A 14,447-nucleotide genomic window follows, 5' to 3' on the forward strand; every position below is an offset into this window, starting at 1 on the left:
TTTGTTTTCGACTGCTTGGAAGCCGAATTCATCGGTGGCGCCATATACGGTGCCCCCTTTGACTCCGCCGCCGGCCAGCCACATAGAAAAGCCGTAGTGATTGTGGTCGCGGCCGTTCACTTTGCCGGCGTTGGCGCCCGCCTGAGGCAACTCGACCGTAGGCGTCCGGCCAAACTCACCGCCCCACATGACCAGCGTCTCGTCGAGCAGGCCGCGCTCCTTCAGATCGCGCAGTAAGGCGGCGATGCCACGGTCGCATTGGCCCGCCAGCTTGCGATGATTGACCTCGATATCGTCGTGATTGTCCCACGGTTGGCCGGCTCCGTGCCAGACTTGCACGAATCGGACACCGCGCTCGATAAGTCGCCGGGCAATCAGCAACTGCCGCGCCTGCACGCCTTCGCCGTAAGCGTCCAGAACGTGTTGCGGCTCGCGCGACACGTCGAAGGCGTCGCTGGCCTCCATTTGCATGCCATAGGCCAGCTCCAGAGAATGGATCCTCGCTTCGAGCGAGGCATCCCCCGCCCGGCGTGCCAAATGGCGGCGATTCAATTCCTGCACCAAATCGAGCTGCCGGCGTTGGTCGTCTCGACCGACCGCCGCGTTGCGGACGTTCTCGACCAGCTTTTCCAGCTCAGTGTGTTGCGTATTGATGTAGGTTCCCTGGTACGCGCCAGGAAGAAATGCCGACTGCCAATTTTCGGCATCTTTGATCGGATAACCACCCGGACACATGGCAATGAAGCCGGGCAAGTTCTGATTCTCGGTTCCCAATCCATAAGTGGTCCAGGAACCAAAGCTGGGCCGCGGCAAACGCGATTCGCCGCAGTTCATCAGCATCAGCGACGGCTCGTGATTCGGCACGTCGGCGTGCATCGAGCGGATGATGGCCATGTCGTCCACGAACTGGGCCGTATGCGGGAACAGTTCGCTGACCTCGGTGCCGCTCTGGCCGTATTTCTGGAACTTGAACGGCGAGGGCAAAGCCGCACCCGTTTTTCGTTCGGTGCGCAGATTCTCGTTCGGCAGCATCTGGCCGGCGTATTTTGCCAATGAGGGCTTGGGATCGAACGTGTCAACGTGCGACGGCCCGCCGTTCGCAAAAATGTGAATCACATGCTTGGCGCGGGCCGTGAATTGTGGTGCCCGCGGCACCATCGGATTGGCATCGCCCCCAGTTGCGCCCAATGCGATTCGCGCCGACCCCGCGGGGTCGACCAGCCCGGCCAGGCCAAGCATGCCAAGACCCAACCCAGAGCGGCGCAGCATCTCGCGCCGCGTGAGCGGCGGCTCACCCACGAGTTGACGATTGTGTCGATCTGCACGAGACATTGCCGTCCTCAATCGATAAACATGAACTCGTTCGCCATCAACAACGCCTGGGCATACTGTTCCCACGGCGACAGCGGAGTGGCTGGATCGGTTGGCACAGGCGCTGCCGCAGTTGGTACAGTTACGGGCGCCACAGTCGCAGGCGGAGCAGAGTCCGCAGGCGTGGCCCCATTCGGCGTGCCCGCGGGCGCGCTGGGGCTCGGCCCAAATCGCGCAACAAAGTCGACGCCCGCTTGCACTTCATCCTGTTCCGCATCACGGGCGAGCGCTGCGCGGTACAACGCCCGGATCTTGGCCGCAGGTTCTGTCGCCGCCAGAACTTCGGTCCGAGCCGCCAAATGCCGCGCCTGCTCTAACACGAACGGCGAGTTCATGGCAAACAGCGCCTGTTGCGGCACCGTGGTGACGGGGCGTTGCGGCATGCTTACGTCGGGGCTGGCAAAATCGAACATGCGAAATACCCCGGGCAGATCCTGGCGGTCGACAAAGGCGTACACCGATCGGCGCACGCTGTAGGGCTGCTGCCAGATGTCGATCGATCGCCCTTCCAAACTGCCGTCCAGCCGACCGGCCGAGACTAACAACGAGTCGCGCATAGCCTCGAAATCGAGCCGCCGCCGGTTGGCCCGCCACAGCAGGCGATTCTCAGGATCAGCGGCGACCCCCTCGGGACGATTATCGCTGGCCTGGGCGTAGGTGTTGGAGAGCATGATCAAACGGTGCAGTCGTTTTAGCGACCAGCCTTCGTCGATCAGCGAACGGGCCAGGTAATCGAGCAATGCTGGATGCGTCGGCGGCTCGCTACGGAGGCCAAAATCACCCGGCGTGCGCACCAGGGGCGCCCCGAAATGATGCATCCAGACGCGATTCGCCATCACGCGGGCGGTGAGCGGATTGTCTGCGCGCGTAATCTCTCGGGCTAGCTCGAGTCGTCCGCTCCCCTGGCTAAAGGGCTTGCCTGGTTCAGTGGCCAAAAACTGCACGAAGCGTCGTGGTACCTCGCGATCGACCCGTGCGGGGTCGCCGCGCAGAAACACGTGCGGATGGTGCGGCGTTGGCGCATCGTTGAGGACCATCGCGCGAGGGGGAGCCGCGGGCGAGTTGACTTTGATTTCATCAACGGATTTACGCAGCTTGCCCAACTCGTTCTGCGTGGCACGATCGAACACGCGGCGGGCTTCGTCGACCGGCACGGCGGGCGGGGCACCGTGTGCGTACAACACCTGGCGCAGCTGCTCGGCGCCGTCGTCGGGAAATCTTTCCGGCGTCTTGGGAGCTTCGGCACCTGCGGCCGGTGGTTGCGGTTGCACGAGCGCCAGCCACGACTTTTCCGTTTCCACGAGCGTGTCGCCGTACACGCGGGCCGCGTCCAGCATGGAATCCGGCACCGTCGCCTTGACGAAGGCAGAACGAATCACGGGATTGATCGGCTTGGCTGGGTCGTCGGACCCGGCGCGTAATCGCTCGACAATGGCCTTGGCCCCTTCGTCGAACTTGTCGCGCGGGAGGGCTGCAAATTCATGCCACAGAGCGAACACCGGCTCGGGCTCGCGCGCGGTTCTTTCGATGTATTGCTTCCAGCGCCGCACGACCTGCGGGCGCAGCTCGTCGGAATTAAACGACAAGTCGGCGTCGTCGGGCAGCGAGTCCTTCATCGTGTCGATGACGACCTGGCAGAGGTAGTCTTTGACCCGACCGCGCAGCTCGTTAAGCATCTCGCGGTATTTCGTGTCGCGAAATTCGTTGAGCGCCTTCTCGCGCTGGGCCAGTTCGGCCACGAACTGTTGATAAGCTTCGCTTTCTTGCGGCTCGCCGATCAAGGGGGGATCGCTTGGCTCGATGCTGCTGGCGAAGACCCCGTAGAGAGAATAGTAATCGTCGGTCGGCAGCGGGTCGTATTTGTGATCATGGCAGCGCGCACAGGTGAGAGTTAATCCCATCACTCCCCGAGTGACCACATCGATGCGATCGTCGATAATGTCGTGAATGTTGTTGCTGAAACGACGACCGACCGTCAAAAAGCCCATTGCCGCCAGATCGCGCCGGTCGGCGACGTTCAGTTGATCCGCAGCCAACTGCTGACGGATGAACTCGTCGTACGGTCGATCTTCGTTAAGCGCACGGATTACGTAATCGCGATAGGTATAGGCATAGGGATACCGACGGTCTTCGGTAAATACATAACCTTTGGTATCTGAATAGCGTGCCACGTCCATCCAGTGCCGGCCCCAACGTTGTCCGTACGCCGGCGAGGCGAGCAAGCCATCGACGGCCTTGGCAAACGCGTCGGCGGCAGGATCATTGACGAACGCCTCGATCTCGGCCACCGTGGCCGGCAGCCCCGTCAGATCGAACGTGGCGCGGCGCAACAATGTGCGGCGATCCGCTGCCGACGACGGGCGGAGCGCGGCTCGATCGAGTTCCGCGCAAATGAAACGGTCGATCGGGTTGACGGTCCAGGCCGGATCGCTCACGTTTGTCGGCGGCTCGGGCCGAACGATCGGTTGGTAGGCCCAATGTGTCGCCTTGGCGCGCGTGGCGCGGGCCTGCATGTCCTCGACCGCGCCGGCCACCTTGGCCCCGCCCCATGGGACACCCATCTTGACCCAGGTGGTGAGCAGCGCCAGCTCCTTGTCTTCGAGCCGGGCCGCCGGAGGCATTTTCACATCGCCGTCGTAACGAACGGCGTGAATCAACGGGCTCTTGTCGGGTTCGCCCGGCACGACGACCAACTCGGCATCACTCCCTTTGAGCAGGGCTTCGCGTGAGTCGAGCCGTAGCCCTGCCTCCTGCTTTTCCGATCCATGGCAGGCCAGGCAGCGGGCGACCAGCATGGGTCGCACCTCGGTCTCGAAGAACCGCTCGGCATCTTCCTGGCTTGGCGTGGCAATCTCGGCGCACGACGCCGCCCGAAGGCTGCAACTAAAGCAGGCAAGGCACAGAGCTAGCGCGCGGACGAACCGCATCTACCTGTTCCTTTTCAGACCTCTCTGCCGCGATGTGATGGCGGACACGAAAGGCGGATCTAGCGGGCGGGGGCCGGCAGGGGGGTATCGCGTCGAAACCGGAGCGCCAGCCGGCGAACCGGCGTCCCAAAACGCATGCCGTGATTTTAATGTGTCTGGGGGGAGCGTGTCAAAGTATCGGTAACCGGTCGCACAGGCCAGCGGGCGCATGGTCGTGCAAGAGCCTCGAGCGGTCAGTAGAATCAAGTCCTCTTTTCTCGGTAGGACCGAGCGATACCGAAGGCCACGAGAATCCTGCCGACGTTGGGTTTCTGCACTCTTGCATGCGAGGGGCACTATGCCGCTGAGCTCCGGTATTGTCCAAGGCCGTTGGCTGTTACTAAACGTTTTGATCTACGCGGTCCCCGCGCTTTGTATCCTGCCCAACGTTGTGTTCGCGGCACCAAAACGCCCGCAAGCGGCCGGGTCGCCCCAGTTCAAAGTAGGCGACCGCGCCATTTGGGAATTTGCCGGCAAAGAACATAAGGGAACCGTCCAATCGATCGACCCGAACACCGGCTGGATCACACTGAAGCTCGATGACGGTGAGTTTGGGGGCACGAAGCTTGGACCGGCCAGCAGGTTCCAAAAAATCGCCAGCAAGAAAGCGAAGACGGTCGGCAACGAGAACCCGTTCGAGACCGTTGAAGAGCGGGCCAGTAAGAGCGGTCCGCGGACCTGGAGCGATCAGAGCGGCAAGTTCAAAATCGAAGGCACGCTCGTCAAACTCGAAAACGACGCAGTGACACTTAAGCGCAAAGACGCCAAAGAAGTCACATTGCCGATCGAAAAGCTTAGCGCCGAGGACCAAGAGTTCCTCAAGGGACCCCGCAGTTCTTCATCCTCGGCAGACGAAGTCGACGAGAGCGAGACGCCGTTCCCCCGCAGCAATGCCGAGGCCAGCGGAGCGCGCCCGATAGATGTTCGCAAGACCTCGCAATGGACCTACGCACCTGATGCCAGGGCGACGAAGGATGTGCCCGCAACTCGCATTGCGCTAGGCCCCAAGACCTTCTTCGAAAAGCCGTTTCAGGTTTTCGTCTCGCCCGAGAATCTCCAGGCAGTGGTCGTGTGGCTCGACGAGTTTCAAGGAAAGAAATCTCGCGTGCAGGTTTGTAATTTGCGGGGCGACAAACTCGAGGAATCGGGAGATTTCGCGCGTGGCCAGGTGCCGATTGCCATGTCGAACGACATGAGCCGCGTGGTGGCCTTCAGTATTGCCAGCCAGGAACGAGACACGCTTTACCTATACGACGTCGCCGGGCACAAGATCACGCCACGCATGAGTTGGGCTCCGCACACTGGGCAAGGGCCGATCAAGCAGAACATTCAATCGGCGCGATTCATCGATAAAGACCATCTGCTCACGATCAATACCGACGGTGCCTATGTACTGTGGGATGTCTCCGGAGACGTCAAGCCGAGGTATCAAATCCCCAAGGCTGCTGGCAAGAAGCCGGCGTTTAGCGCCGGCGGACGATACTTTGCCCTGACGGTCGACGGCGGCATTGTCATCGTCGAAGCGCTAACGGGGAATCGCGCCGGATTTCTGGAGGTCGACGACCACTGGAACGGATTGGTTTCCTTCGATCCCACGGGGCATCAGTTGGCGCTGGTCACAGGCGGGCAGGTGCGCGTGTGGGATTTGACGAAGCGCGAGATCACGTTCGACTTCGCCGGCGGCGCAGGAGGACATGAGCAGCTTGATTGGCCTGACGAAAATACGCTGCTGGTGGATAACAAGATGGTGATCGATGTTCCGCACCGCGTTCAAATCTGGACGTACACAGGCAATCCGGTCGGAACGCTCGTCGGTGACCGATTGCTTTATGTCGAAGCCGACCAGACCTGCCTATTGGCCAGCGGATCTGTGCCAAACGACGAAGCGCGGAACCTCGTAAAATCACTCCAGGGCGACGACCTGCTCAAGATTCAGCCCGGCGGCACTGTCAGCTTGGACGTGCAAATGGCAGGCTTTCAACAGCACCGCGAGAAAGTCCTGGAAGAACTCAAAAAAAGCCTTACCGCCAACGGCAAACAAATCGCCGACGGCAGCAATGTAAAACTCGTAGTGACCGTTAAGCCGGGCGATGTGAAGCAACTCGCTTATCGGACCATGGGCAAAGGCCGCGCCGTCCAACAACACACGGTCGCCACGCAATTGACATCTCTCGCCTATCAAATCGACGGCAAGACCGTTTGGAGCGGCGGCGGCGAGATACTCCCCACGTTTGTCAGATCGGCCAAGGACGAATCGGTCGATGCTGCGATCTCGCGTCAAATCAGCGAAAACGTGGCCGGCTTGGGAAACGCACGCATTCCGAAATACGTGGCCAACCTCCCGCCTGACAAGGTCGCTGGCACGTCTAAGATGCCTTAGCGGCATGGCGCGGTCGGAAGCCCCATTCTAACGAAAAACTCGCTGCTGGGTTACCGCTGTCGCGTCTCGATACACTGCCGACTATGAACAAAGCCGCACGCACTCAATACCGCCAGTTCCAATTCGGGCTAGGAACAATGCTGGCGGCGTTAGTTTTCGTCTCTGCAGGAATGGCATTTCTCCTGGGGTCGACGGGACCATTCCCACACTTTGCCGGAATGACCAGCTTGGCGGGCGCCTCGTTTGGTACGGCCGCCGGCATCATGCTAAATCGCACGTATCGCTTTGCGGCCTATGGGCTGGCACTGGGCTTTTTCTTTGCCCTCTACGCCGCCGCTGTTTAATCACTAGCGGCCAGCCCTTCGCGGCCGTCGAAATGCTTGAGCCAACGCTCCCGCGAACGGCACGGCAAGACGAACCACCAAAAGACGATCGCATTGGAACGGCACTTGTATCGAGCATTCGGCACAAAGTGCTGATCGACACAGCGTCCATTACTCTAGCGCCACGACGCATTGGTCACTTTCATTTCGCGCATTATTGACCAGCGTGCTCACCGGATAAGCGACCATCTCTTCGGCGGGGTAGGGCCGCAACATCGACTGGAGCTTGTCGTACGCCTGAAAATCCGCGTCCAACTACAGATCGTACTCAGCCGGAGGTAGGATCACCGGCATGCGATCGTGGATTTCGGCCATCAACGAGTTCGATTCCGTCGTAATGATCGAACAAGAATCGATCGTTTGGCCGTCGCGGTGCCAATGCTCGGCAAGTCCCGCAAAGGCGAAGGGACGATCGTCCTTCAGCCGCATGAAGAACGGCTGCTTGGCCGATCCCACTTTCTTCCATTCGTAGAATCCATCGGCCAGAACCAGGCAGCGTCTCCGTTTGAAAGCGGATCGGAATGCTGGCTTCGTGGCCACGGTATCGGCGCGGGCATTGATCATTCGACTGCCGATCGAAGGATCGGCAGCCCAAGACGGAATCAACCCCCACCGCAATCGCGTTAGTTGTCGGCCGCCCTGTTGCGGATCAAATCGAACCGCCGCCACTAGCTGGGTGGGCGCAATATTAAATCGCAGTTGCAGATCCGGAGTCGAAATCAGCCCAAAAGCGTCCGCAACGGCGTGGGCCGGAGTTCGCAGCGTGAAGCGACCGCACATGATGGACCTGTTTGCCAACAACTACCAACCGACCGCCGCAGGACACCTCCAACGGCCGTTCAATTGGTTCTTCCCTCGCAGTAAAGTCCCACGAGCGAAAGGTCCGCTGGAAACGACCGCAACCTTGCAGGAATTGCCCTCGCGTCGATCAAGCTCATCACGGTTGGCCACCGTCAGCCGTGTAATCGACGTCACTCCGACGCGTCTTCTTCCTCGTCCTCTTCTTCATCTTCATCGTCGTCCCAGTCGTCATCCTCATCCTCTTCGTCGTCATCGTCGTCGACCTCTTCCCAACCGTCGTCATCGTCTTCGAGATCTTCGTCTTCGTCGTCGTCCTCTTCATCGTCCTCTTCGTCTTCATCTTCATCCAGATCTTCGTCTAGCTCTTCGACCAGTTCACTCAGGGCGCCAAGGCCTTGGTACTGATTTTCGTGCGCGCTCGGGATGGTTCTTCGCGCCATGTCGAACTCGTTATCGATGAAAGTAACGGTCACGTCGCAGGTCTCCTCTATCAATGCCGGGGTAAACGGACTGCTATCATACTGAAAATCGCGGCGAACGTCGTTCGGTCGAAGGGAGATTTTGCGAGAAAAAAAAGACCTGCCAGGAACCTCGTGACCCGCGCGTTGCGAGTCCTCGGCACTGCTTATCCCGCCTGCCCGCCATACCAGCCAGGCTGCCCAAAAGGGCCCACAGGCGACCCACCTGGATAAATTACCCCATTTCATCAGGAGACATTACGCCGAAATGGCCGATGAGAAGATATAGGGATTCAGCGGGACAGAACGTCAAAACAAGGGATGGGCCGATGCGACTCAGGGAGTGGGAAGTGACGATTCAGCAGATTGCCGACGAATCCAACCGTGAGGCCATGGAGGCCGGCAAGCAACGGGTGCTGACCACCTGGCGCGCCAAGCTGGAAAAGGAGCCGACCTCCTTGCAAGCCTTCCAGATCGACGAGATCGTACGCGAGGTACGCCGCCGCATTACCGTGACCAAGACGGCTCCGCTTGCGGCCATCCGCGCCTAAACGTTGCCGGGCACGGGGCATTGTACCACCGGCCTTATGGTCAGCCTGCCCGTGTTCGAGCAGGCCTGCGCAGCGGGTTCGTTTAATCATTGGCAGCAGCTAGCACGCCTGCCGGACGAAGAGCCTGCACCAGCGGATCGGCCTCGGCCGTACAAAAGCCAAGATGGCTGTGCCGGCGCCATCCCTCGGCATACGTGAACCGGCCCGACATCCGTCCGACCTCGCGAGATAGCTCGCGCATCGACGTGATGTAGGAACCCAAGCCTTGGCTTTCGTCGAGCCAACACTGCTGGCTCTCGTGCGCAGCAAGCATGGCAGCCTTCTCTTCGATCACGCCACCGATATCGACAAAGAGGCCTGGTCGCACCGGCGCTCCCAGGGCGTCGCAATTACCGTGCGGCTGCGCGTGATAGATCGTCACCGCTTGATCCACCGCAGGCGTGGGGGGCTCGACGGCGAAGTTAGGCATCCCCCGTGCAAAGGCCGCCGTCACCGCCAGCCGGCAGGTGTTCGTGTGGTCTTCCATGTAATCGATTGGCGAGTGGGTTAGCACGATCTCGGGCGACACCTGGCGCACGATCGCCGCCAATCGGGCCAGGGTCGGGCGGTCGTAGAATATCTCCAGATCATTCGTCAGGCTTTCATGAAACGCGGCGCCAATCAACTGGCAGGCGCGCCGTGCTTCGTCACGGCGCAGCCGGGCGGTGGTCGTGGCGTCGGTAACGCTCGACCCACAACAACCGTTGGCTACGTTCAGATAATGAATCTCATAGCCAGCCGCGCGCAGGTGCAGCAGCGTCCCAGCCATCACGAATTCGATATCATCGGGATGCGCGGCGATGGCAAAAACGCGTCGAGCCATGAGGATTCACCAGCGAAGATATACAGAAGCGGAAAAGTATCACTCGAGTCCAGCGTAGCCCGGGTCCCCCGCCACGATCAACTGTCGCGGCCGACCGCTCCACCACACCATGACCCGACCCGCCAGATGGTCAGCAGTGATCAGTTCTACGACAGCGTCGCAAACCTCGTCGAGCGTCGTCAACACCTCGGGCACATCTTGTTGGCGGCGCTGTGCGGGGGAAAGCGCGTTCCAATACTCCAGCACCTCGGGCACCGCCACCCAATCGGGCACGAGGCAATTGACGCGAATGTTGTCCTTCTCGCCGAGCCAGCCAAGAGTTGTCGTCAGCCGGGTGACGGCCGCCTTGGCCACGTCGTATGTGGGCGAGCCGGAATGCTTACGCCCGTGCCCCAGGGCCGACGTCGAGCCAATATTAACGATCGCCCCGCCGCCACGACTGCGCATGATCGGAATGCAGTAGCGAATCGCGGACATTGCGCCCAGCAGATCGACCGCGACAGGCTGGAACCACCAATCGAGCGGCTCGGTCGGCCGATACGGCGCCGAGGCGTTGTTAACAAGAATATCGACGCCGCCGAACGTGCTGACGGCATAATCGACGAGCGCGCTCACCGCGGCATCAGATGCCATATCGGCGCGGCAAAAGGCGGCGCGACCGCCATCGGCACGGATCATGTGCACCGTCTCAAGGCCCCCCGCTTCATGGATGTCCGAGACCACGACCGAGGCCCCTTCGCGCGCCAGGCGCAGCGCCTCGGCACGTCCCGACCCCAATCCGCCCGAGCCGGTGACAAGGGCCACTTTGCCCTGAATGTTCATTTCGATTGGCCCACAGATGGCAACCAAGAAAGCCGACGCTCGACGCGTTCTCCGACAGCTTTCGTGCGTCCTCTAGTGCATCTCGGCATCGCAGGTGCCGATTCCGCCGCGGTAGAAATTAAATTGCACGTGCGGATGGTCCGCTAACAGCGACATGGGCACGGCACTGTCGGCCAGACGCTTCGAGATCATCAGCGTTGTCAGCCGCAGTCCAAAGGGGTTGTCATGGCAGCCCGCGTGCCAGATCGAAACCTTCTCGGCGCGCCACGTCTCGGCCGGGCCCACGGTGACGGCCTGGGTAGGTACGTTCGTCACAACGCCGCCTCCCGACGTTCGGGCGTTCTGAATGATCGTCATCGGGTGCAGTTCCACAATCCGCGTCGACAGGCGTCGATACTCGGCAGGCGAGGGGGGCTGGTCGCGGTAAGCCCCGTCGCGGCGGGGCGGATCATTGAAGGCCCAATGCTTTACTTCGCCCTGGCCTCCCTGCATGACCAAGCAACGGGCCAAATCGTAGCTGGCCACATACTCGGCAGCGTCGGCCTTGGGAAAATGGATGTTCTTGCGCGGCATGCGCAGCTCGGGCCGGATGCGATTGAAGCACAATTCCATGTCCGCCCGAGCGAACGACATGGGAAAATCCTCAGGCGCTTCGCGCCCCTCGACGACCCATTCGTCCATGCCCCAGAAATGCGCATGCCGCAGGTCCAGTTCCAATTCGTTAACCAATCGCGCCACTAGCGGCAACTGCTCGGTGGGACCGATCGGTCCGCAAATTCCCGCCGGCGCAGCGGCGGTCGCCTGCCGCCAACTGGTGATGTATTCGAGCGCCTCGGCCAGATAGAAATCTTCCAGCGTGTCGTAGAACCGCACGTCAAAACCCGGCCGCGCCAGCGCCAAAAGGTCTTCAGCCGAAAGCCGCGCTGCATCATCGAGAATGGATCGATCCAACGTGGTGTAGTCCCACCAATCAGGACTGATCTTGCTTAACGCGCGGGGTGGCATCGGAAACGGATCCAATCTCGCAAGGTTTTGTGAATTAAAGTCACGGCGCGATCGACTCAATGGCCAGCCCGATTCAAGATGCCTGCAGGGCACGATGGCGTTGTTGCCGCAATAGCCGTTCGTTCGTCGTGGGCTACATTGCAGCATGGTCAACGGAGGTGTGTGGTCAACCGGCCGGCACCGTTTCTATTTCGGCTCGGCAATCGATTCCGCCGGTCCGACGGTGACAGTGGTACTTACCGAGAGCGGATACCGAGCCAGCACCTGCGTGATTTGTTCCCGCGTAACGGAATCCACCGCGTCCAAATCATCCTTGACCGAACGATACTCGTGCCGGTGCAACCAATTGGCGCCGACGTTGAAGAGCCGGCCACGGGGTCGTTCGCTCGATAGCACCACGCGGGCGTTGATCTTGCTCTTGGCTTGATCCAACTCCTCGACGGTCACTCCCTTGGCCTGCACTTCACGGTAGATGTCTAGCACGCTTTGCAGATTTTCGGCCGCGGCTTCCGGCGCGCAGCTGACATAGGTCAGGTACATGCCAGTACCCTGATAGTCGTAATGCCCCACGCTGGCATGCTCGGCCAGGCCAGGGTCGACGAGTGCCCAAAACAATCGGCTCCCGGAGTCGTCTCCCAAGATCGTCGTCAGCAGCTTCGAAGCGAATCGCTCTTCCTGCGTGGCGCTGGGTCCGTTGGCGATCTGAATGGCGTACTGCTGCGTGACCCCCTCCTTTTGCACGCACTCGAACGCATGGCGCGAACGGGCCGGTTCGACGGCGCGCGGCGCCGCCGCGCGGTCCCAGCTACCGCATTGCATCTCGGCCGCTTTTACCAGAGCCTCGAAATCAACCAGGCCCGTAGCCACCAAGGTCAGGTTACTCGGACTGTAACGGCGGCCGAAGTACTCTCGCATCGAGCCGACCGGCAGCTGCCCCACGCTCTCCAACGTCCCGAGCACGCTGTGCCCTAACGGGTGATCGCCAAAATGGATCGCCTTGCACCGATCATCCATGCCGAAAGGGGGCTGATCCTGGTACATCTGGATCTCTTCCAGAATGACTTGCTTTTCGGTGTCGAAGTCGGCTTCGCGCAGCGCCGGCCGCATGATGTCGGCCAACAGTTCCAGAGCCTGCCCCTGGTATTCGGGCAAGACGGCGGCGTAATAGACCGTCTTCTCTTCGCTGGTGAAGGCGTTGTAATGCGCGCCCATCTCGTCGAACTCGCGATTCACGTCATCGGCCGTGCGCCGCGCCGTCCCTTTGAACACCATGTGCTCGAGAAAATGGCTAACGCCTGCCACTTCGGGGCTTTCATCGCGCGAGCCTGTCTTGACGAAGAATCCCAATGACATCGAATGGGCGCGAGGATTACACTCCGCGATAACTTCCAATCCGTTCGGCAGCACGTGCTCACGAAACTCCAACGGGCACCTCCAACGGCTCAGGCCCCAACGTGACTAGGGTAAAATTGTTCGGCGGATGCTCCGCCAGATACGCATTGATGCTCTCTCGCGACAGCCCATCCACTAGTGCCGCCACCTCGTCCAGCGTCCGCACGCGCCCCAGGTAGTACCAATCACGGGCGATGGCCGCACTGCGCGCCGAGGTCGATTCTTGCTGCATCACCAAGGCGCTTTTGATCCGCGCCTTGAGCCGGCCTAGCTCCTCGGTTTGAATCCCCTCGCGGAGGCGCACCAACTCTCCTAGCGTGACGTCGAGCGTTTCCTGCGCCCGCTCAGAACTTGTGCCGGCATAGCACAACACGCCGGCGCGATCGCGCAGCGACTGGTGTGTGGCGTAGACGCTATAGCACAGTCCGCGTTTCTCGCGTACTTCTGTGAACAATCTTGAGCTCATGCCACCGGAAAGCACACCGACAGATCCCCAGGCCTGGAAATAGTTGGCGTCACTATAGGGGACACTGGCGTAGGCGATGCCGATTTGTGTTTGATTCGCGTCCTGCTCCAGATGCTCGTGCTGCTTGCCCGGCTTGCCCACCCCGGGCTCTTCGACAGGCTGGGCCGCCCAATCGCCGTAGAGTTTGCCGATATGGTCGCGCACTTGCGACCACTCGAAATTCCCGGCCACGCCGATAATGGCGCCGTTGGGGCGATAGTTGCCCGCGAAATGTCCGCGAATGTTTGCCAGCTCGATGGCCTCGACGGATTCGACGCGTCCCTGGCTCGGTCGTCCCCACGGCGTGGGAAAATGCCGACGGCGCAGTTCGAGCATCACCTTTTGGGCTGGATCGTCCTCGATAGAATTTAGTTCTCCGAGGACCACGGCCCGGGCAGCCGGCAACTGATCCGCCGGGAAGCGCGGGCGACGCACCAGGTCTGCATAGATGGCCAAGGCCGGAGCCAAGTTGCGCGCCAGCGTCGCCACGCTAAAGCTCGTGTGCGCGTCAGACACCGAGGCGTCGCGCTCGACACCCAGGTTATCCAGATCGGTAACAAACTTCCGGCTATCGCGATCCCCCGCCCCGCGTAGCGCCAGCTCGCACGTCAGAGTGCTGAGGCCGGCGAATTTATCCGGCTCATACGCCGTGCCGGCCGGCACCCGCATCGTGAAGGCCGCGGACTCGACCCCCGCAATCGGCTCGCCCAGCAGTACGAGTCCGTTCTCAAATGTGTGCGCCAGAATGGGGTCGCTCACGCAGTCGTTCCTTTGAGGGCGCTCGCGCGCCCGCTAGTTTTCCGCACCGTGTTGCAAAACGCTCATGCAGCCGAGAATCGCACGAATCGGCGTTCCGACGATCGTCGGAAACGGTAGAGCCTAGCGGCCTTGCTCCGAAATGGCAACCAACCTGGCGCGCTGACGGCCGCACGAAACAATTGAGATCGAAGC

The 14,447-nt window shown here is 60.9% G+C and carries 13 protein-coding genes; 3 read left to right on the forward strand and 10 right to left on the reverse strand.

Translation table 11 applies throughout. The features are described from left to right. Together VGG64_02845 and VGG64_02850 are read right to left on the reverse strand one after the other, a co-directional pair. On the reverse strand, positions 1-1,332 hold a 1,332-nt coding region (locus VGG64_02845), incomplete at its 3' end, for a DUF1501 domain-containing protein (protein ID HEY1598508.1). Positions 1,333-1,340: 8 nt separating this feature from the next. Continuing rightward, entirely contained in the window at positions 1,341-4,298 is a 2,958-nt protein-coding gene (locus VGG64_02850; GenBank protein ID HEY1598509.1) for a PSD1 and planctomycete cytochrome C domain-containing protein, read from the reverse strand. A 337-nt stretch (positions 4,299-4,635) separates the two neighbouring features. Here VGG64_02850 and VGG64_02855 point away from each other — a divergent pair, with 337 nt between their 5' ends. Continuing rightward, complete coding sequence (locus VGG64_02855) at positions 4,636-6,717, forward strand: SHD1 domain-containing protein (protein HEY1598510.1); 2,082 nt, start codon at positions 4,636-4,638, stop codon at positions 6,715-6,717. A gap of 83 nt (positions 6,718-6,800) precedes the next feature. Then, on the forward strand, positions 6,801-7,061 hold the full coding sequence (locus tag VGG64_02860) for a hypothetical protein (GenBank protein HEY1598511.1): 261 nt from the start codon (positions 6,801-6,803) through the stop codon (positions 7,059-7,061). 150 nt (positions 7,062-7,211) lie between these two features. Here the strand turns inward: VGG64_02860 and VGG64_02865 are convergent, their stop codons facing one another. The 3 genes from VGG64_02865 to VGG64_02875 all read right to left on the reverse strand — a co-directional run bounded on the left by VGG64_02865 (position 7,212) and on the right by VGG64_02875 (position 8,374). After that, positions 7,212-7,355, reverse strand: a complete 144-nt coding sequence (locus tag VGG64_02865; GenBank protein ID HEY1598512.1) for a hypothetical protein — start codon at positions 7,353-7,355, stop codon at positions 7,212-7,214. Continuing rightward, on the reverse strand, positions 7,356-7,880 hold the full coding sequence (locus VGG64_02870) for an SOS response-associated peptidase (protein HEY1598513.1): 525 nt from the start codon (positions 7,878-7,880) through the stop codon (positions 7,356-7,358). It lies immediately after the preceding gene. 191 nt (positions 7,881-8,071) lie between these two features. Continuing rightward, the gene (locus tag VGG64_02875) at positions 8,072-8,374 is read right to left on the reverse strand and encodes a hypothetical protein (protein ID HEY1598514.1); all 303 of its coding nucleotides are present in this window, start codon (positions 8,372-8,374) and stop codon (positions 8,072-8,074) included. A gap of 314 nt (positions 8,375-8,688) precedes the next feature. On the opposite strand from VGG64_02875, the gene VGG64_02880 reads away from it, so the two are divergent. Further along, a complete protein-coding gene (locus VGG64_02880) occupies positions 8,689-8,910 on the forward strand; it encodes a hypothetical protein (protein ID HEY1598515.1) in 222 nt (73 codons plus the stop codon). An 82-nt stretch (positions 8,911-8,992) separates the two neighbouring features. Here VGG64_02880 and VGG64_02885 read toward each other — a convergent pair whose 3' ends face one another. The 5 genes from VGG64_02885 to VGG64_02905 all read right to left on the reverse strand — a co-directional run bounded on the left by VGG64_02885 (position 8,993) and on the right by VGG64_02905 (position 14,255). After that, the gene (locus VGG64_02885) at positions 8,993-9,772 is read right to left on the reverse strand and encodes a PIG-L family deacetylase (protein HEY1598516.1); all 780 of its coding nucleotides are present in this window, start codon (positions 9,770-9,772) and stop codon (positions 8,993-8,995) included. 39 nt (positions 9,773-9,811) lie between these two features. After that, positions 9,812-10,594, reverse strand: a complete 783-nt coding sequence (locus tag VGG64_02890) for an SDR family NAD(P)-dependent oxidoreductase (GenBank protein ID HEY1598517.1) — start codon at positions 10,592-10,594, stop codon at positions 9,812-9,814. Between the two features lie 72 nt (positions 10,595-10,666). Then, positions 10,667-11,599: a glucosamine-6-phosphate isomerase gene (locus tag VGG64_02895; GenBank protein ID HEY1598518.1), complete on the reverse strand. Its 933-nt coding sequence runs from the start codon at positions 11,597-11,599 to the stop codon at positions 10,667-10,669. Between the two features lie 186 nt (positions 11,600-11,785). Beyond that, positions 11,786-13,024, reverse strand: coding sequence for a pitrilysin family protein (locus VGG64_02900; protein ID HEY1598519.1), 1,239 nt, complete (start codon positions 13,022-13,024; stop codon positions 11,786-11,788). Further along, entirely contained in the window at positions 13,011-14,255 is a 1,245-nt protein-coding gene (locus tag VGG64_02905) for a pitrilysin family protein (protein HEY1598520.1), read from the reverse strand. The genes VGG64_02900 and VGG64_02905 overlap by 14 nt, the downstream gene beginning before the upstream one ends. Positions 14,256-14,447 lie beyond the last annotated feature (192 nt).

This window comes from Pirellulales bacterium (assembly GCA_036490175.1).
Lineage (GTDB): Bacteria > Planctomycetota > Planctomycetia > Pirellulales > JACPPG01 > JACPPG01.

What these genes read in the sequence shown, in the direction of transcription:
- VGG64_02850 (HEY1598509.1), bottom strand. Translation starts at nt 4,298, where the DNA reads ATGCGGTTCGTCCGCGCGCTAGCTCTGTGCCTTGCCTGCTTTAGTTGC.
- VGG64_02855 (HEY1598510.1), top strand. Translation starts at nt 4,636, where the DNA reads ATGCCGCTGAGCTCCGGTATTGTCCAAGGCCGTTGGCTGTTACTAAAC.
- VGG64_02860 (HEY1598511.1), top strand. Translation starts at nt 6,801, where the DNA reads ATGAACAAAGCCGCACGCACTCAATACCGCCAGTTCCAATTCGGGCTA.
- VGG64_02870 (HEY1598513.1), bottom strand. Translation starts at nt 7,880, where the DNA reads ATGTGCGGTCGCTTCACGCTGCGAACTCCGGCCCACGCCGTTGCGGAC.
- VGG64_02880 (HEY1598515.1), top strand. Translation starts at nt 8,689, where the DNA reads ATGCGACTCAGGGAGTGGGAAGTGACGATTCAGCAGATTGCCGACGAA.
- VGG64_02885 (HEY1598516.1), bottom strand. Translation starts at nt 9,772, where the DNA reads ATGGCTCGACGCGTTTTTGCCATCGCCGCGCATCCCGATGATATCGAA.
- VGG64_02890 (HEY1598517.1), bottom strand. Translation starts at nt 10,594, where the DNA reads ATGAACATTCAGGGCAAAGTGGCCCTTGTCACCGGCTCGGGCGGATTG.
- VGG64_02895 (HEY1598518.1), bottom strand. Translation starts at nt 11,599, where the DNA reads ATGCCACCCCGCGCGTTAAGCAAGATCAGTCCTGATTGGTGGGACTAC.